Annotated in this window: 18 protein-coding genes; all 18 read right to left on the bottom strand. The window is 61.0% G+C overall.

Annotated features, from left to right (window positions below; all coding sequences use genetic code 11):
- Positions 1–19: 19 nt before the first annotated feature.
- On the bottom strand, positions 20–916 hold the full coding sequence (locus F8N96_RS33640) for a prepilin-type N-terminal cleavage/methylation domain-containing protein (protein WP_150801447.1): 897 nt from the start codon (positions 914–916) through the stop codon (positions 20–22).
- Positions 916–1,371, bottom strand: a complete 456-nt coding sequence (locus tag F8N96_RS33635; protein WP_224789558.1) for a prepilin-type N-terminal cleavage/methylation domain-containing protein — start codon at positions 1,369–1,371, stop codon at positions 916–918. Before F8N96_RS33635 ends, F8N96_RS33640 begins: the two co-directional genes overlap by 1 nt.
- Entirely contained in the window at positions 1,368–1,820 is a 453-nt protein-coding gene (locus tag F8N96_RS33630; RefSeq protein ID WP_150801446.1) for a type II secretion system protein, read from the bottom strand. Before F8N96_RS33630 ends, F8N96_RS33635 begins: the two co-directional genes overlap by 4 nt.
- Positions 1,820–2,269, bottom strand: a complete 450-nt coding sequence (locus F8N96_RS35835) for a prepilin-type N-terminal cleavage/methylation domain-containing protein (protein ID WP_150801445.1) — start codon at positions 2,267–2,269, stop codon at positions 1,820–1,822. Before F8N96_RS35835 ends, F8N96_RS33630 begins: the two co-directional genes overlap by 1 nt.
- 105 nt (positions 2,270–2,374) lie before the next feature.
- A complete protein-coding gene (locus F8N96_RS33620; protein ID WP_150801444.1) occupies positions 2,375–3,607 on the bottom strand; it encodes a type II secretion system F family protein in 1,233 nt (410 codons plus the stop codon).
- Between the two features lie 61 nt (positions 3,608–3,668).
- The gene (locus F8N96_RS33615; protein WP_150801443.1) at positions 3,669–5,393 is read right to left on the bottom strand and encodes a GspE/PulE family protein; all 1,725 of its coding nucleotides are present in this window, start codon (positions 5,391–5,393) and stop codon (positions 3,669–3,671) included.
- A gap of 18 nt (positions 5,394–5,411) precedes the next feature.
- Positions 5,412–6,806, bottom strand: a complete 1,395-nt coding sequence (locus F8N96_RS33610) for a tetratricopeptide repeat protein (RefSeq protein WP_150801442.1) — start codon at positions 6,804–6,806, stop codon at positions 5,412–5,414.
- Positions 6,803–7,729, bottom strand: a complete 927-nt coding sequence (locus F8N96_RS33605; protein WP_150801441.1) for an ExeA family protein — start codon at positions 7,727–7,729, stop codon at positions 6,803–6,805. The genes F8N96_RS33610 and F8N96_RS33605 overlap by 4 nt, the downstream gene beginning before the upstream one ends.
- A gap of 4 nt (positions 7,730–7,733) precedes the next feature.
- Positions 7,734–9,356, bottom strand: coding sequence for a pilus (MSHA type) biogenesis protein MshL (locus F8N96_RS33600; RefSeq protein ID WP_224794171.1), 1,623 nt, complete (start codon positions 9,354–9,356; stop codon positions 7,734–7,736).
- Positions 9,357–9,364: 8 nt separating this feature from the next.
- Positions 9,365–9,712, bottom strand: a complete 348-nt coding sequence (locus tag F8N96_RS33595; protein WP_224789560.1) for a Type II secretory pathway component — start codon at positions 9,710–9,712, stop codon at positions 9,365–9,367.
- Entirely contained in the window at positions 9,705–10,373 is a 669-nt protein-coding gene (gene gspM / locus F8N96_RS33590; protein WP_150801439.1) for a type II secretion system protein GspM, read from the bottom strand. Before gspM ends, F8N96_RS33595 begins: the two co-directional genes overlap by 8 nt.
- Positions 10,370–10,975 (bottom strand): PilN domain-containing protein, encoded by a 606-nt coding sequence (locus F8N96_RS33585; protein ID WP_150801438.1) that lies wholly within the window; start codon positions 10,973–10,975, stop codon positions 10,370–10,372. The genes gspM and F8N96_RS33585 overlap by 4 nt, the downstream gene beginning before the upstream one ends.
- Positions 10,975–11,853, bottom strand: coding sequence for an MSHA biogenesis protein MshI (locus F8N96_RS33580; protein ID WP_224794170.1), 879 nt, complete (start codon positions 11,851–11,853; stop codon positions 10,975–10,977). Before F8N96_RS33580 ends, F8N96_RS33585 begins: the two co-directional genes overlap by 1 nt.
- Positions 11,854–12,122: 269 nt before the next feature.
- Complete coding sequence (locus F8N96_RS33575; RefSeq protein ID WP_150801436.1) at positions 12,123–13,439, bottom strand: MFS transporter; 1,317 nt, start codon at positions 13,437–13,439, stop codon at positions 12,123–12,125.
- Between the two features lie 121 nt (positions 13,440–13,560).
- Positions 13,561–14,382 carry an enoyl-CoA hydratase gene (locus F8N96_RS33570; protein ID WP_150801435.1) on the bottom strand — a complete coding sequence of 274 codons (822 nt, stop codon included), beginning with the start codon at positions 14,380–14,382 and terminating at the stop codon, positions 13,561–13,563.
- On the bottom strand, positions 14,379–15,818 hold the full coding sequence (locus F8N96_RS33565) for an aldehyde dehydrogenase family protein (RefSeq protein WP_150801434.1): 1,440 nt from the start codon (positions 15,816–15,818) through the stop codon (positions 14,379–14,381). Before F8N96_RS33565 ends, F8N96_RS33570 begins: the two co-directional genes overlap by 4 nt.
- Positions 15,815–16,609, bottom strand: a complete 795-nt coding sequence (locus tag F8N96_RS33560; protein ID WP_150801433.1) for an enoyl-CoA hydratase/isomerase family protein — start codon at positions 16,607–16,609, stop codon at positions 15,815–15,817. Before F8N96_RS33560 ends, F8N96_RS33565 begins: the two co-directional genes overlap by 4 nt.
- On the bottom strand, positions 16,606–18,696 hold the full coding sequence (locus F8N96_RS33555) for an acetate--CoA ligase family protein (RefSeq protein ID WP_150801432.1): 2,091 nt from the start codon (positions 18,694–18,696) through the stop codon (positions 16,606–16,608). The genes F8N96_RS33560 and F8N96_RS33555 overlap by 4 nt, the downstream gene beginning before the upstream one ends.
- Positions 18,697–18,738 lie beyond the last annotated feature (42 nt).

Here is an 18,738-nt window from a genome sequence, read left to right as displayed (position 1 = left end):
GTGTCGAGGCCAACGGGGATCAGGGCGCATTGTCGACATGGACCTGTTGCACGAGCTGGAAGCTTTCGCCCTCGAGGGTGATCCGCAACACCAGCGACAGTAAGCCACTGCGCTGGGTACTGCCGGCCTGGTAGGTGAAATAGGTTTGCCCACAGTCGACATGGCGTGCCATCGGCTCGGGATTGGAGTCGGCGGGTGGGTCGGCAGGGAGCGCAGGCAGCAGTCGGTTATAGCTGTAGCGAACCAGTTGAGCATTTTGGCAGCGAAAACCCACCACCGAACTGGCCAGGTACAAACGATGCTGCGGCGATCCATAGGCGAAGCGAAAACCGCCGACGGGCAGGTTGCCCACCGCGATCAGGCTTTCCGCGCCGGGTGCACCCGGGATCAGACTGAAGGTGCTGCCTGTGGGGGTCATCACTCCCGGGTCAGCCGGTGCCCAGAGATTGCTCCCGGCGACCGGAACACCCCCCGACTCGGCGCCGATGTTGTACAGCACCATCCACCGCGCGCCTGCGGGATCGAACGCCGGGTCCAGCACCTGCACCTCATTGCAGCGGCCGCCGACGGTGGTGCTGGCGCAGGTGCCGGCAGCCTCCCCGGAAAAACGCAGGCCTTCGCTGTCATGCCGGTTCGAGCGGTAGCGCGCGGCACTGTGAATCAGCAGCAGCTCCACCGCTTGGCCATCCGCCGATACCCGAATCGAATTGGGCACCGCCAGGCGCACATCGCGGGTCATCCGGTCCAGTGCGCTGGTCGCTTGATCCACCAGCGCGCCGCGTCGGCTCTGATCGACGAAACCCTGTAACGGATGCGACAGCACGCTGCCAATCATTACCAGGACCACGCCGGCCAGGGCGATCACCAGTACCAGCTCGACCAGGGTGAAACCGCGGGTGCGTGCCGAGCCGCTCATCAATAACGCGTCCGATAGGCGCCGAGCACCAACGACTGGTTGGCCGGGTCGGTCACCCTGACTTCCACATACAGCACATCCGCCGCCGGCAGACCTGCCCAGGCCTGCGGACTGACCGTGACACTCACCCGGTAGCCGGCGAGGGCGGCGATCGGCGCGGCATCGGCTTGACGGACCCCGTTGTCATTCAGCCCGGCGTAGTCGCAGACCCGTTGATACTGACTGCGGCTGGCCGCAGCGGCAGGGCAGACGACGCCGCTGGGGTCGGCGAAATCCTTGAGCAGGATTTCCTCGAGATAGGCTTCGGCAATGTCCAGGCTCTGCTGGCGCAGCAACGGGTCGGCCGAGCGACTGCTGAGAGTAGCCATGGCACTGAACAGGGCCGCCGCGGCGATACCGATGATCACGATGGTGATCACCAGTTCGATCAGGGTCATGCCCCGTTGGCGCTTCAATGCACCAGGCCTGTTTCGGCCGTTACGTTGAAAGTGAAACCGTCGTTGACGGTGCCGACAGTGGCACTCGCCGCGCTGGACGGACGGCCCAGCGAGTCGAATATCACGGGAAAATTGACCGTTGTCAGCGTCACATCAGTGGGCGCTGCAGCGGCAAAAGTTGTATCGCCATCCGGGCTGCGAACCTCGGCGCTGTAGGCGCCGCTGGTACAGTTGGCCGCCTGGCGCAGGTGGTAACCGCCGGGATCGAGGCTGACCTGGGTCAGGCAACCGCTGGCCAGGGCAACTTTGTGCCCATAGCGAACGGCCGCCAGGGTTTCTTCGAAGAACAGGCGTTCATCGAACACCCGTCGATCAAAGAACCGTGGCCCGACCACGGCCGCGAGGATGCCGATGATTACCATCACCAGAATCAACTCGACCAGGGTAAAGCCGCGGGTGTTGGGCATTAGCAGCCAGTGGGGGTGGAGGTAATGGAAGGGGGGGTTGTTGCTGACGTTGCCTGCGCGTAGACAACGGTACAAGTAGCGGCCGCCGCAGCGCCATTGGGGCTCACTGTCACGCTCCCAACTGCAGGAGTTGCATGATTTATGACGTAATCTTCCTCAGTAATTCCTGCCGCAATCACTATGCCCTCCTCGGTTGGGTAGCCGTTCTCCATCGCGACAGGAAGGCCTTCAATCGTGATAGAGGCGGGGTTATTACCCGCTGTTAGAAACGCCGAATGCGCAATGGCAGAGGCTGAGCGCATGGATCCCGTTGCGCCTTCGATGGTCGCTCTCCTCGCGTCACCGCTCAGATCAGCAAACCGCGGAAGCGCAAACGCCGCCAGGATGCCGAGAATAACAATCACAATGATCAACTCGATCAGGGTGAAACCACTTTGTTGATTTTTCATTGTGTAGTTCCTTCGTGGGTAAATTCAGTTAACGCTGCTGGATACGTCGCCGGTGCCGGCGTCATAAGTAATTGCGTTGTTCTCGTTGTCCGGCCCTCCTGAGCCTCACCCGTGGCCCTTGGCAGCCGAGGACAGATCCCACATGGGCAGAAACACGCCCAGGGCCAGGACCAGCACCATCACCCCCATGCCCACGATCAGGATCGGTTCAATGGCGTCGGCCAGTTGCTTGAGGTCGTAATCCACCTCTTGCTCATAGAAATCCGCGACCTCGATAAACAGATCGTCCAGGGCACCCGTTTCTTCGCCGACCGCCATCATCTGCAGCACCAGCGGGGTGAACAGGCCGCTGGCCGTCGCCGTGCGAGTCAGGGCTTCGCCGCGCTCCACGCCCTCGCGCATGCTGATGATCGCCTGGCCGATATAGCGGTTGCCGACGCTGACACTGTTGATGGTCAAGGCCTGCAGCAGCGGCACCCCCGCGCGGTACATCATCGCGAACGTGCGGGTAAAGCGGCCCAACGCGATGCGTTCGAACAGGCCGCCGACAATCGGCAGACGCAGCTTGATCCGGTCCCATTGCAGGGCCCCGGCGTCGGTTTTCGTCCACGCCGAGAATCCATAGATGCCTCCTGCCACCACCAGCCCCATCAGCCACCAGTAATCCTGAAAAAACTGTGAGGTGCCGATCAACAAACGGGTAGCCCAGGGCAATTGCGCGTGAAATTGCGCAAACACCTTGGCGAACGCGGGGATGACCAGCAGGTTGATCACGGTCAGGCCCACGCCCATGGCAATCAGCACAAACATCGGATACCGGGTGGCCTGCTTGACGCGCTTGCGAGTCTCGCGTTCCAGCTCCAGGTAAATGGCCAGTTGGCGAAAAGCCAGGTCCAGTTGCCCGGTGTTCTCGCCGACGCTGATCATGCTGATGAACAGGGTGCCGAATACCGAAGGGTGCGCATTCAGCGACACGGCCATGCTCATGCCGCCTTCAAGATCACTGCGCACCTGCAGCAGTACTTCACGAAAGTAGCGATTGCGCTGGGATTCGGCCAAGCCGCCCATGGCGCGGATGATGGGCACGCCGGCTTTGCTCAGGCTGTGCATTTGCCGACAGAACATGATCAGCACCAGCAGGTCGACTTTTTTGCTGCGCAGGCGTTTGGCCAGTACCGCCAGTGCGTTGACGGTTTGTCCGGCCGGAGCCTCGATGGTCAGCGGGGTAATCTGCTGAGCCAGTAACTCGCTGGCCAGCGAGTCGGCCGAACCGCTATTGCGGCTGCCACTGACCTTGGCGCCCTGGGCATCGCGACCGGTAAATCGAAACAGAGTCATTGGGTCAGGCCCCCTGCAGGGAAAACATGAAGGGGGGAGGGGCGCTGCAAGACGCTGGTCATCAGATCAGTACCTCGTCTGTGCGGGTGACGCAGACCTTGAGCACTTCCTCGACGCTGGTCAGTCCGGCCAACGCATAGTCCAGGGCACACCTGGCGAGCGGGCGATAATGCGGGCTGGCGAGTGCCGCGTCGGCGAAGCCTTGTGGATCGTCACGGCGCAGCGAGCTGATCATCGCCTCGTTCATTTCCAGCAGTTCGAAGACCCCCAGGCGCCCCGAATAACCGGTGTTATGGCACTGATGGCAGCCAGAACCGTGCTGAAAACCGTGCCCGGTCAATGGGGCGCCGTGCAGCTTCTCCAGCCAGACCAGTTGGCTCGGTTCGGGAACGTGCGGCCCGCGGCAGCTTTCACAGACCCGGCGAATCAAGCGCTGGGCCAGCACGGCGTTCAGCGCAGTGGCCACCAGAAAGGGCTCTACCCCCATGTCGACCAGGCGCATGGCGGAGGTCGGGGCATCGTTGGTGTGCAAGGTCGACAACACCAGGTGGCCAGTCATCGCGGCGCGCAGCCCGATCTCGGCGGTTTCCCGGTCACGCATTTCGCCGATCAACAGAATGTCCGGGTCCTGACGCAGGGCAGAGCGCAGCACCCGGGAAAAACCGAGGTCGATCTTGGTGTTGACCTGTACCTGGTTGATCCTTGGCAGCCGGTACTCTACCGGGTCCTCTACGGTGATGATCTTCTTCTGCGGGGTGTTCAGCTCGCTGAGCCCGGCATAGATCGTCGTGGTCTTGCCGGAACCGGTGGGGCCGGTGACCAGCACCAGGCCGAAAGGCCGCTGTAGCAACTGGCGAAAACGCGCGAGCATGGGCGCCGGCATGCCACCCGCATCGAGACTGGTAATGCCGTGAGTCTGATCGAGCAGGCGCATGACCACCGACTCGCCGAACTGCACCGGCATGGTCGACATCCGCACGTCGATGGTGTGGTTCTTGACCCGGATATTGAAGCGGCCATCCTGGGGCAGGCGCTTCTCGGAAATGTCCAGGCCAGACATGATTTTCAGGCGCATGACCAGGGCCGAGGCCACCCGCGCTTCTTTCATGATGTGCTCGCTGAGCACGCCATCGATACGCTGGCGAATGCGCAAGATGCCCTCGCCGGGTTCGATATGGATGTCCGATGCTTTCATTTGCAGCGCATCTTCAAACAACGTTTTCAACAGCCGCACCACCGGGGCTTCGCTGTTGCTATCGGCCCCCAGCGCGGACAGGTCGAAGTCGTTGTCCTTGAGTTCGCCTTCCAGTTCGCCAGCGATCAAGTCCATCTCGCTGGTGCGCCGGTACAGCATGTCGAGGGCCGTGAGCAGTTCAGCCTCACGTACCACGGCGGGCTGGACGCGGGTCTTGAGCAAACGGTCCATCTCGTCCAGCGCGAACAGATCGAGCGGGTCGCTCATGCCCACCACCAGGCCTTCGCCCAAGCGGGACAGAACGATGACGCGGAAGCGCCGGGCCACGGCTTCAGGCAGCGTTTGCACCAGGGCTTTGTCGAACTTGAAGTGCTTGAGTTCGATAAAGGAGATGTTCAATTGCTCGGACAAGGCGGTCAGCAGGCGCACCTCGTCGACGAAGCCAAGATCGACAACGGTCCGTCCGAGCTTGAAGCCGGTACGTTTTTGTTCCTGCAAGGCTCGCTGCAACTGAATGTCGTTGAGCAGCCCTGCGTCGATCAACAGGTCGCCAAGACGCACCTTGCCCCGACGCAAATCTTCCTTATCCATTGAGCCTTACCCACCTGGTCATCTGCTTCCCAGCGCCCGTGCGCGTTCACTGGCGAAGCGTCGAGCGCCATCGTCCAGACCTTGTCCCTGTTCGGCCAGGCGGTAGTGCACCGCCGCCCTGGCCGAGCGATCCAGGCGCTCCAACGCGATCGCCAGGCCTAACTGCCAGGCCGCCTGGCCGGGCCGCAACTTGATCAATTGTTCATACAGCGCGACGCTTTGCGGCCATTGCCCGGTCTGTTGGTAACAGGCCGCGAGCAAGGCGTGGTAGATAAGGTCTTGGGCCAGTGGCGGGGCGTTCTGCTCCAGAGTCGCCACCGCGCCCCGGGCGTTGCCCGATTGCAGTTGTGCTCGGGCCAGCAACAGGCGTAATTCGCTGTCGTCCGGCCACTGTTTCAAACGCGGCGGTAACCACGTCAGGAGTAATGATTGTTGGCCGTCGGCCAGGTAGGCGCGGGCCAGTCCGCGTACCACATCTAGGTCATTGCCCCGGGACGCCAGCAGGGTGTTGAACTCACGGATGGCGCGCGGATAGTCACCGTTCTGCAGGGTTTGCAGCGCCAGAGTCAGGGCGTCCGGTTGGTAGGTCGTGATATTCATCTGCGGCGGACCACTGGCCACGGGTGGTTTTACCAGCGGGGCGGCAGGGGCGGGGCGCGGCTGTTTGTCTGCCGTCGGCACCGGTGCGTAGGCCCAGTCTGGCAGCGGTTCTTCAGCGCTGGCGGGATCGGACGCCGGGGTTTCAGCGAACGGTTCGTCCATGCCCATTGGCGTGTTCGCCGCATCGAGGGTGGCGGTCTTCGTCGCCATAGGCACTTCGATCCACAGACGCCAATGATTGCCTGAAGCCTCCAATCGATCGCGAACTTGCAGGTTATCACCCAGGCCCGTCAGCAACACTTGCACGCCCTGGTCCAAGGCCTGAACGCGCCAGGACAGACTGTGGCCGTCGCGTTCCAGACGGCCTTGGGGCTGTTCAGCGCCAGGTGCCGTGCTGAGTCGCACCCCCGGAAAGATCAGGGCAACCGAGCCGCTTTCATCACGACGCTGGTAGGTGGCCGAGCGGTCCAATAGCAGTTCCAGGATCAGACCCTGGTCATCGTGCCGAGGCAGCACTTCCATAATACGAGCAGGGGTGATCGCCGGCGTGCGTTGGCTCGCGGCAGGTGCGGCAGGCACTATGGTTGCGACCGGCGGCGGTGCTACGGGCTTCACCAGCCGGTTGATCAGCAGCCCCGCGGGCAAACCGATCAGGATGATCAGGATCAACCCGGCGAGGATTATGCGCAGACGCCCAAAGCGCTGGGCATTGCCGGCCTCGTCAACGGCTACCAGACCGTCCAGCCGCGACCGCTCGGACGGTGCGGCACGGCGCCGTTCAAGGTCGTGGAGCATGTCATTGACCAGGCTCATGCCAGGCTTTCCCAATACCGGGTCAACCAGAGCCCGACGCTGGCCAGCAGCAACAGTGACAGAAAGGCCACTCGCCAGAGCGGTCGAAACGAACTGTCCCGCACAAACGGCAGAGCGCCTTCGGTATCGCGCTGGGCACGTTGCACATGCCTGGTCATGACCTGGCGCCGGCCCTCACCGTAGGCTGCCATCAGGGCTTTGTGCGCAAGAATATTGAGCAGCCTGGGAATTCCGCCGCTGTCGTGGACCAGTCGGCGTACCGCAGCCGGAGCAAACAGGGGCTCGCCACGATAACCGGCGACGGCCAGGCGCTCGTTCAGATAACGGGTGGTTTCCTTGAGGTCCAGAATGCGCAGGCAGTAGGAAAAAGTGATGCGCTGGCGAAGTTGACGAAGGTCATTGCGCGCCAGAGTGGCATCCAGTTCCGGTTGGCCGAACAGCACCACCTGCAACAATTTAGCCTGCTCGGTTTCCAGGTTGGTCAACAGCCGCAACGCTTCCAGCGTGCCCACAGGTAAACCCTGAGCTTCGTCGATCAATAACACCGTGCTTTTGCCGGTCGCAGCCAGTTCGATCAACCGCCGCTGCAGAGCCTCCAGTACGCCCTGGGTATCCAGCTCTTCAACGTCGGCGATATGCAGCTCGCGCGCCAGGGCCTGGCGCAGTCCAGTGGGGCTCATGCCGGGGTTGGGCAGGTAGGCCAATTGATAGTGTTCGCTGTCCAGTTGCTTGAGCAGGGTGCGGCAAATCAGGGTTTTGCCGGTACCCACCTCACCGGTCACCTTGATGAAGCCTTCACCTTCGCCCAAGGCAACGTGCAGCAGGTTAAGGCAAGCCTGATAGGGCGCCAGCTTGACCAGAAATCCGGTATTGGGGCTCAGCGCGAACGGTTTCTCGCGTAGACCGAAGTAGGCTTCGTACATGGCCTTACCTGAGTTCCTTGAAGGTCTCGGCGGTTTTGCGCAAATCCCCCAGCCATACGTCGTCGTTCACCACTTGGGGACGCATGAGGATCACCAACTCGCTTTTGTTCAGTGCCTTGCGCTGTTGCTTGAACAGATAGCCGATCACCGGCACTTTGCTCAGCCATGGAATGCCAGCGTCGGTGTCGTCGCTGTCGTTTTGCAGCAACCCGCCGATCACTACCACCTGGCCGCTGCGGGCTCGCACGATGGAGTCGGACTGGCGGGTGGTCGACAGCGCCAACGGCAGGTTCAGTACGGTGTTCTCGCCCAGGGTGATGGTCTTGTTCTGATCGGTCACGCGGCTGACGGTCGGCCGTACATGCAGGGTAACGACGTCGTGTTGATCGATCTGCGGAGTCACGTCCAGCGAGATGCCGGAAAAGAACGGGGTCAGCGTAACGTTCTGGGTCGGTTGGGTAATCCCGGCAACGGTGGTGGTGCCCGATGTCGACGACACATCAGTGACAAAAAATTCGTCGGAACCGACCTTGATCACCGCCTTCTGGTTGTTCAGCGTGGAAATCCGCGGGCTGGACAGCACGCGCACTTCGCCCTGGGTTTCCAGCAACTGGATCAGCCCGTTGAAGTCGCCTGTACTGATGGTGCTGCTGAATACCCCGCCGACACCGATCGGGCCGGTCAGCGCCACGCCCGCCAGGCTGGTGCCTATATCGCCGCCCAGCTCGGTCCAACTGATCCCGGCCTGGAAGCTTTCGGACAGCTGAACTTCGAGAATCTTGGTTTCCAGCACCACCTGACGCTGCAGGTTGTGCTGCGCCTTTTCGAGAAAGCGCGCGACGTTTTCCTGGTCGGCGGTTCTGGCACGGACCACCAGCAGGCTGGCCTGTGGATTGACCACCACGTTGTTGCCGACCTCGTCGCCGACGATCATCTTTACCACGACGCTGACCTCTTTCCAGAAGTCGGCGTCGCTGGTCGTGGTGACCTGGCTCGCATTCAGGGTAGACGCCGTGCTTTGGCCATTTTGTTGGTCGATGCCGTTGCGATTGTTGCCGCTATAACCGCCGTTCTCGCCGTTATTGTCCTGGTTGCCGCTGTTGCTGGTCATCTGCCCCGCACTGACCCGGGTGTCGGATTTTCCGAAGCGCTGCAGGTTCAGGTAATTGAGGTCATAGCTGCGAGTGATCATGCTGTTGGGCAGGATCTGATAGCCATAACTGGTGCGGCGAAAATCATAGCCGTAGGTATCGCGTACCGCGCTGAGCACTTCTTCGAGCGTGACCCGGCGCAAGCTGAACGTGATGTCGCCGGTGACGTCCGGGTGTACCACAAGGTTATGCCCGGCACCTTGCATCAGGCTCAGGAAAAAATCGCGAGCGGGCATGTCTTTGGCCGAGACGTCGAATCGCGGATCGCCGGTCAAGGACCCTTGCGGGATATAAGCAGGAAGCAACGCCGCCTGGACCGAAGGCGGAGGCATCACTCGCGCCTGTGCCTGTTGCAGGCTTTCGTCGAGCAACTGGTTGCTCTGGTTATAGAGCACCTGGTCGCCGCCCTTGAATGACTGGCAGGCAGTCAGCAAGCACAAGAGGCCAGACAGGCCTGCGCCCGATAAGTACTTCATCATGGGCATCATCGGCTCGGTTGTAGAACAGGTTTGGCCAGGCGCAAATATTCGCGTTTGCCGTGGCGTTCGATCAAAACAGTCTGAGGATCAATGGTCATTACGCGCGCACCGGCATGGGATTGGCCGACGCGCAGGGTCTGGCCGTCGATGACCGCCCGGCTGCCCCGCGGGCTTGACAGGATTTCTTGCAGCACCAGTGGTCGGACTTGTTCTCCAGGTACTGCCGCTGACGTCGGTGCACGGTTGGCGGGTGGTTGGGTCGGATCAAGGGGGGCTGCGCTGGCGTCTTGGGCTATGGCGCCTTGGGCTATGGCGCTGCATAGCAGCACGCTGACGATCAGCGTTTTAAACACCGATCCACCCCGCGTAGCGACTCAGCGTATACAGCTGCAGGCTGATCTGTGCGTGCGCCGCACCTGCCTCGCCGACCCGATAGTCGAGGCTGTCCCAGTTCAGTGTCCACTGGGTGCCCTGAACCGCCTGCAAGTAACGCAGCAGCTCAAAATAGCCGCCCTCCAGCTTCAGATGTACGCCATGCCGATACAAGACCACTGGGCTGGCCGGTGTCAGGGTTTTCGTGGTGGCGACGGTCGACAACTCGACGGGCGTGGTGAAACTCTCCAGGCTCACCAGTTGCAGCCCCGTTTGAGCCTTGAGCAAATCCTGAAGCACTGCGCGCATATTGGCTGGAGAGATCAACTGCCCGGTGCTGTGATCGATCTGCGCCAGCAACCTGGCGCTGTCGGTCGAAGCCGATAGCAGGGCGCGGTTGTAAGGGATGTTGGGGTCAGCCTCCAATGCAGCGTGCAACTTCGCCAGGGTGGCCGCGGTTGCAACGCCTCGCGCCTCGACAGCCTGGTAATCAGTCGTCTGGCGGGTGAACCTGGCCGCGATCGGAGTACCGATGAACTGCACATATAACAAGCCGCACAACGCAAGGCCGGTACCGTACGCCAGCCATTGCTCGCGTGGCGCCAGGGCTCGCCAACGTTGCAACCATTTGTCCGTGTTCATGGGATGTCCTTTGGATCGGTAACCCGGGAGGACAGGTCAAAATGGAGTAACCGGTCTTCACCGCGCTGCACATTGAAGCGTGCAAACTCACGGCCCTTGAACGCGGGGTTCTGACCCAGTCGCCGCAGGTACTCGGGCAACAGTTGTTGATGCTGGCTGAGCCCCTGCAAGCGCATATGCGCCCCACCTTCGCTCAAGGAAATGGCATTAAGCCAAAGCCCGCTGGGCGGGTGTTGATCGGCCAGCGCCGCGAGCGGCGCCACGAAGCCGATCCGCTGCTGGCGTGCCAGCGTCTGCAGATAGCCAACCAGGCGCGTCAAGGCGCGGTTCTGAGCCTCCATGTCGGCCAGACGCAAGGGCAGTTGCGCATCCAGTACCGGCTGGACGAAGGAGGCTTTGGCCTCTTCGAGCTGGCGCAGCTGCTGTTGCTCCAGATTCTGCGCCTGGACCAACCGTGCCGCGCCGATACGCAATTGCCAGCCTTGCCAAGCGCCATGACCCAGGCAGAGCAGGACAAGAATCGCCAGACCGCCCAGTAGTTGAAGTCTATGGGGGCCAATGCGAACTGCTTGTTCTATTTGATAGAGGTTTAGATTCTGCATCAGGCAACCGTCTGGCGCAGAGCTGCGCCGACGGCTGTCATGCAGGAAGCCTGCGTCTGTTCGTCCAGTTCTGCCGCGGATTGTCCATAGAACAAGTCACGCAGATCCAACGGCTGCAATTTAACGGTGAGCCGGCTAGCCAGCGCTTCCAGGGCTTGCTTGCCATCGCGTTTCATGGGCAGCAACAACAGGCGGTTGATGTGCCCTTTGCCAAGTTGGCTTTCGAAATAATCAAGAGAGCGCTGAATTTCCAGCGTGGCCGAAGAAAAGTTCGGCCCGGCCTGCTCCAGGCCATGTTCGATAGCGCGCGCCATATACAAGTCGGCGCCATGCTGCACGCAAATCAGGCCGCCGGTGGAGCGCAGGCGCAGCATGGCGATGTTCAGATTCTCGGCGCCAGCCAACACGCCGAGATTGCGAATGGCCATTTCAGTGACATCGATGCTGGCGAGCTTGAGTCCGGCCTTGTTGATCAGGGTGCTCCAGCCTTGCATCCGCGTTTTGTCGAGCACGGCACAGAAGGCCATGCGCGATCGCCCACGGTAAGCGTCCGCAGGCAGGGCGAAGGCATCTATGACGAGACCTTCGAGGGGTTCACTGATGAGGTCCTTGATACGCCAGCGCATGGCGGCGCCCAAGTCTTCTGCGGGAACATCGGGGCATTCGAGAAGCAGCATCTTGTATTCGGCGGGGTGCAATACAAGGTTGACCGGCAAGCCATCAAGCCCTGACTCGCTGACCATGCTTTTCAATACGGCGCAGTGTTGTTCTGGCACTGCTTCGCGGAAGCGGCACTGGAGCAGACGGGGGGGATGGTCAGGGCTGCCTCGAATCTGGGCCAAGGCGATGCCGGTTGGACTTATCTCCAGGCCCAGCAAACTGCCAGCAGTGGTTTTAATGCTTGAAAACCACATGACTTCTAGTCCCTTAGCTAGCGCGGTACGCTAGTAGCGAAATAATAGCACGTTTTGTAGGGGTAATTCAGTTACTTTGCGGACTGAGCGTTTTTCGAGCAAGACCATGAAACTGGAGGGAACGCCTGGCCGAGTTAAAGGCATGCGGTGTCATCGAGCAGCTGGGCGCGCGCTGACAGGTATGACTTGGCACGCCGCCTGAGTTCACCAGGGGCGTGCCCGATGCGGTGATCTTATCGGTTGACCATTTTGGCAGGCACGAACACCAGGATGGTCATGGCCGACAGCAACACGCAGCCAGCGACGATCACCAGGCCTGTGGTCATCGATTGAGTCAAGTCTCTGAGGGTTCCAAGCAGCGCCGGTCCGGCAAAACTGGCCAGGTTGCCGGTGGAGTTGATCAGTGCAATGCCGGCTGCCGCGCCTGCTCCCCCCAGGAAGGACGTTGGCAAAGCCCAGAACATGGGCAGTGAGGTGATGATCCCGGCCGTTGCAATGACCAGGCCGATAATGGCCAACCAAGGTGTCAAAGGGAAGAACGCGCAGATCAGAAAACCTGGCACGGCCACCAATAGTGGAATCACTGCGTGCCAACGACGCTCACGGTGGCGGTCAGAGCTTTTGCCGGCCAGGTACATGCCCAGCAGGGCGGCCAGATAGGGCACTGCCGAAATGATTCCGATCATCCGGGGATCAGTGATACCCGAATTGCTGATGATGCTGGGCTGCCAGAAGCCGATGGTGCTGGTACCCATGACCAGTAAAAACAGAATCGCGCACATCAACCACACTTTGCCGCCAAGCAGGCCCTGGCGTACCGTACTGTGGGTCTTGGTGCTGTTGTCGTTGCTGATTTCCTCGGCTACCAGAGTTCTTTCCTCTTCGCTCAGCCATTTGGCGTCGGCGACTTTATCGGTCAGAAAGAACATCACCACGAAACCCAGTATCAGTGCCGGCGCAGCTTCAATGATGAACAACCATTGCCACCCCGCCAGGCCATGCACAGCATTCATGGTATGCAGGATATAGCCCGATACCAGGCCGCTCAGGATGCCGGAGACGGGATTGCCTGCCATCAGGAACGCCACCATCTTGCCCCGTCGATGAGCAGGAAACCAAAGGGTGAGATAGAGCACGATGCCCGGGAAAAAGCCTGCTTCGGCAATACCCAGGAAGAAGCGCGCGATGTAGAACTGCATGGGTGTCTGCACCAGTGCGGTCGCCGCCGAGATCAGCGACCAGGTGATCATGATGCGGGCGATCCAGCGTCGCGCTCCGACCCGGTGCAGGATCATGTTGCTGGGCACTTCGGCAAAGAAATAGCCGATGAAGAAAACACCGGCGCCCAGGCCATACACCGCGTTGCTGAAGGACAGGTCGTTGAGCATGGTCAGCTTGGCGAAGCCGACGTTGATCCGGTCCAGGTAACTGACGACGTAGCAAAGGAACAACAATGGCATGAATCGCCACATCACCTTCTTGAACGTTGATTCGGCGAGGGCAGGGGCCTCCACGCCGGAATGTTGCTCGGCTGTATTGAGAGTAGTCATCGCTGACTCCTTTTTATTGTTATGGAGTGCTCGTGATATCAAATGCCGTGTCATCGTCAGCGCAACAGTCGAAGAGACGCTCCACTGACGATTGTCGCAGCACTGCAATGATTCGGGATAATCAGGTGCCGCTGAAGCGCGCCGGTCGTCGTTCGATGAAGTGCGCCACACCTTCTTTGAAGTCATCGCTCTGGATGCTCAGGAACATTTCCCGGTTAGCCTGTGCGATGGATTGCGTGAGTGACTGAAAAGGCGATTCGCCTAACTGCTGCTTGATGACTCGCGTAGAGCGAGGCGAGACATTGAGTGCCAGCTCTTCGGCGTATTTCAGTGTGTGCTCCAACAGACTGTCTGGCGCAAAGAGCCGCTCGACCAGCCCCATGCTCAATGCCTCCTGCGCCGTCACCTTGCGTGAAGAGAGCAGCAGGTCGGCGGCGTGGCCTGGCCCGACGATACGTGGCAGCAACCAGGCAACGCCGTGTTCGGCAATCAGCCCGCGCTTGGCGAAAGCCGTGGAAAATACCGCCTTGTCACTGGCGAAACGCATGTCGCTGTACAGGGCCAGCACCAACCCCAGCCCCGCGGCTGCGCCGTTGATCGCACTGATGATGGGTTTTCGTACGCCAGGAAAATACGAATAGCGGCTTTGATAGTCGGCACGCCGGTTCATGTCGTAGGCACGCATCCAGGCCATTTCACTGATGTCGTCGGGTGGCAGCACCTCAAGTTCATCAATGTCCATGCCGGCGCAGAATGCCCGACCGTTGCCAGTCAGCACGATGACACGAACGGAGTCGTCGCGATCCAGTTGAGTGAAGGCTTCACGCAGTTCAGCCTCCATCACCTTGGTCAGCGCATTCATTTTATCCGGGCGCATCAGTGTCACCACGGCAACGTGCTCCCGGGCACCGAAGCGGCTGAGTTCGATTTGCTTGAAGTTCATGATGTTTCCCTCGCACTGCTGACGGGCATTTGAATGGCGCGTATCTCCACAAACTCCTCGATGCCGTACTTCCCGCCTTCACGGCCCAGACCGGAATCACCGAAGCCACCGAAGGGGGCTGCCGGGTTATACGGCGCGCCATTGACGTCGACTTGGCCTGCGCGTAATTGACGGGCGAGTGTCAGCGCATGATCGGTAGTGCCTGCCCACACGGCAGCGGCCAGGCCATAGGCGGTGCCGTTGGCAATGTCGATGGCTTGCTGTTCGTTTTCGTAAGTGATGACACTGAGCACCGGACCAAACACTTCCTGTTGCGCCAGTGTTGATTGAGGTGGGACGCGACCGAAAATTGTCGGGGCAATGAAGTAACCGTTCGCTGGCACTTGTGCCTGGCTGCCACCGGCAATCAGGTCCAGGCTTTGAGATTCACCCTCGACGATCATCGCGTGAACACGATCTCGATGCGCCGCTGACACCAGGGGGCCCATGCGCGTGGCTGGATTCAGGGGATCGCCTAACGTCAGGCGAATCACAGCGTCAGCAAGCAAAGCGCGATAGGTGTCGTACAACTCGATCGGCACGAGCAGACGGGTCAGCGAGTTGCACGATTGGCCCGAGTTCAGAAAGCACGACCCGACCACCTGACGCACGACGCTTTCAGCGGGGGCATCCGCGGTGGCGATGCAGGCTGATTTACCCCCCAGTTCCAGGGAAACACGCTTCAAGGCCTGGCCAGCCGAGGCTGCGATACGGCGGCCCACGGCGGTCGAACCGGTGAAAGACAGCAAGGCGACATCCGGGTGATCGACCAGCGACTGGCCGGTTGTCGCATCCCCCATGACAATGTTCAGTACGCCTTTGGGCAAGCCTGCGGCCAGTGCCGCTTCACCCAATGCACGAGCGGTACAGGGGGCCAGTTCGGAAGGCTTGAGTACCAGGGTGCACCCAGCGACCAGGGCGGCGGCGACCTTGGCGGTAATCTGGTGCAACGGGTAGTTCCACGGCGTGACTGCACCGACGATGCCTACCGGGACGTGGTTGAGGGTGGAGTGACCAAGCGAGACGTCCGCCAGACACTCGACCGCAAGATCAGCCGTTGCGCGCCAGGCCAGAATCGGCATCTGCACCTGTATCCGGCGCGACAGCTTGAGCGGCATGCCAACCTCCGCGGCAACGCCTTGGGCAAGCTGCTCGACCTGTTCTTCCAATTGATTGGCGATGCCGCGCACATAGTCCGCGCGGGTGCTGACGGGCAACGCCGACCATGATGCAAAGGCGTTTTTTGCCGCCCGAACGGCGAGGTGGATTTCTTCGCGTGTGCCGTGGGCGACTTGCCCCAGTTCGGCGCCGCTTGCGGAATCGTGGATCGTGGTGTTTTCGGCGGATTGCGCCGCCGTCCAGATTCCATCGATCAGGTGATGTTGATAGGCAGTCATTGAGTGATTCCTTTACGTGCACGCGCGTCCAGAAACGCGCTCATCAGGGTTTGGGGCTCGCCGCTGGCGTAGCATTCAAGCTGGGCGCGAATGCCTGCCGTGCAGGCATCGTCAAAGCCCGGCTGGGTCAGCGCGCGAAAGCGTTGTTTGGATAAACGGATGGCGGTTGCGGGGTGTTGTGCCAGCGTGCGGGCGCGTGCCAAAGCAGCGGCAATCACGTCGCAGGCATCAAGCTCGGTGACCAGGCCCATCTCATAGGCGCGCTGCCCACTGACGAGTTCACCGGACAAAGACAGCTGTGTGTTGTGGCTCAGGCCGACGTGCAATGACAACAAATAGGAGCCGACGATGCTGGCCAGGCCGGCTTTTACTTCCGGTTGACCAATCCGGGCATCAGGCGCAGCAATACGCCAGTCGCCACAGAGTGCCAGTTGCATCCCGGCACCGGCGGCGACGCCATTGATGGCAATCACGCAGGGTTTATCCAGATCGCGTACGGCCTGATACATGGCGCGTTGCGCGTTCAGCCACGGGGCGATCTGCTTCCAGTCGACTGCGCTCGCTTCTTCCAGATCCTGCCCGGCACAAAACGCCCGGTCACCGGCACCGGTCAGCACGAGTGCTTTGACTTCCGAATCCCGATTGAGCTGCGCCAGCGTATCGATCAATGCACTGCGCAGGGGGTGATTGACGGCATTCAGATTCGCAGGGCGATTCAGCGTGACCAGTGCCACCTGATCCTTGATCTCCATCAGTACGCTGCGCGGGTGATCGAGATGACTGATGTTCATGGTGCCTCCCGGTATTCGATAACCGCGTCCACAGCCACCACGCCCTCGGCCAGCACCATGACCGGATTGACGTCTACGCTTAGCAGATCCGCCTGGTGTTGCAGGGCAAAATTGCCCAGTGCCACTGCAGCTCGGGCCAGGGCATCGACATCGAGTGCCGGCTGGCCGCGAGCGCCCTTGAGCACCGGGGCAATGCGCAGTCGGCTGATGGCTTCCAGCACCTGTGCCTGTGTGAACGGGGCGAGCAACGAAACGGTGTCCTGGCGAATCTCGACCAGGGTTCCACCTTCACCGATCACCACCAGCGGGCCGAACAAGGGATCGACGACGACGCCGAGCATGAACTCATGCAGGCCCTTGACCGAACGCGCGACGATCAGCTGGCCATGGGGAACACCCAATTGGTCCAATGCCCCCAGGCACAGGCGCGCCGCCGCCTGCACTGCTTGCGGATCAGCGAGGTTCAGATGAACCAGGCCGTGTTCGCTCTTGTGCGGGACCTGTGCTGCGCACCCCTTGATGACGATGCGTCCACCGAAGTTGGCGGCGATACGTGCGGCGCTTTCAGGGTCGTGGCACACCGCGTGCTCGACGACCGGCACACCGGCGTCCGCCAGCAATTGCAGACTGACAGCCTCGTCCTGCAGGCCGGTGTGTGAGCCCGGCTGCGCGGCCGACGGCGCGGGCAGGGGAGAACCTTGCCATTGGCAATGACGGGCATACTGACGAAGCGCCGCTACTGCGTCGCTCTCATGACGAAAGCTCGGAACACCCGCATGCTGGAAATGGGCTCGAACATCGGCCTGTGGCGCTGTCATTACCACGGGCTTGCCGGTCTGTCGCATGAACCGGGCTGTGGTTTGAGCCAGTCCTGGCACGTCGTAACCCGGGCCTGCTACCGGGATCCCGATGAGAAACATGTCCGCCTGCGGGTCATCGCCAAGGGTTTGTAGAACGGCAGGAAACATTGCTCCGTTGCCGAGCAGCGCTGCGGTGAGATCCAGCGGGTTTGCAGCGCTGGCAAAGTCAGGAATCAGGCCTTTCAAACGTTCAGTGGTACCCGGGGCCAACTCAGTCAGTGGCAGTCCGACACGTTCGGCGGCATCGGCGCACAGCACCCCCACTGCACCGCTGTGACTCATCACGACCGTGCGCCCGGCACCGGGAGCAAAGCCGTCGAGATACAGAGGTGCTGCGTTGACCAGTTCGTGAATATCGTGGGCACGCCAGATGCCGTGCTTTTCGAGGAAGGCATCGAGGGCGCCGTCCTGGCCCACCATGGCTCCGGTGTGGGAGGCGGCGGCGACAGCGCCCTTGTGACTCACGCCGCCTTTGAGTAGCACGATGTGCGTGCCGTTCTGCCGGGCTATGTGTGCTGCCTCAGCGAGCAGCAGCGGATTCGAAACGGTTTCCACGTACACCAGAATCAGGCGAATGTGCGGGTCGTCCACCAGTAGCCGGGTCAGCTCCGAAACGCCCAGGTCTGCATCGTTGCCGGTGGCTGCCAGGTAGCGCACGCCGTAACCCTGTTCACGCAACATCGCGTAAGGCATGACACTGGCCGCGCCACTTTGACTGACAATCGCAATGGGCCCGTCCGCCGGGGGCACTTCCATGAACATGGTGCTGAAATTCAGCACCGCGCCGTTGGCAAAGTTGGCGAAACCCTGAGCGTTGGGTCCGATCAGGCGCATGCCATGCAGGCGGGCACATTCCACCAGTTCATTCTGCACCTGGCGACCGCTTTCGCCTGTCTCGGCAAAGCCTGAGGCCATGACCACGACGGTGGCGACACCGAGCCTGGCGCAGGCCTTGATGGCTTCTACGGCCGCCAGACCCGAGACCGCGATAATGGCCGCCTCCGGAATTATGTCGAGTGCGCCCAGGTCGGTATAACACGGCAATCCTTGAACCGACTCGCGCTTGGGATTGATCGGCAGAATGCGGCCGGCGTAACCGAACTTGCGCATGTAGTGAATGGGCCGTCCACCCACTTTATTGGGATCATCCGACGCGCCAATGATGGCGACGCTTGAAGGGTCAAACAGCGACAGCGCTGTTGAACCGATTTTATTGTTATGGGCCATGGGGGCTCTCGATTCTGAGGGTTGGCTTCAGGTTTGATTCCA

The sequence above is a fragment of the Pseudomonas fluorescens genome, from assembly GCF_902497855.1.
GTDB lineage: Bacteria > Pseudomonadota > Gammaproteobacteria > Pseudomonadales > Pseudomonadaceae > Aquipseudomonas > Aquipseudomonas fluorescens_BI.
This window is presented reverse-complemented; position numbering and strand designations above follow the sequence as displayed.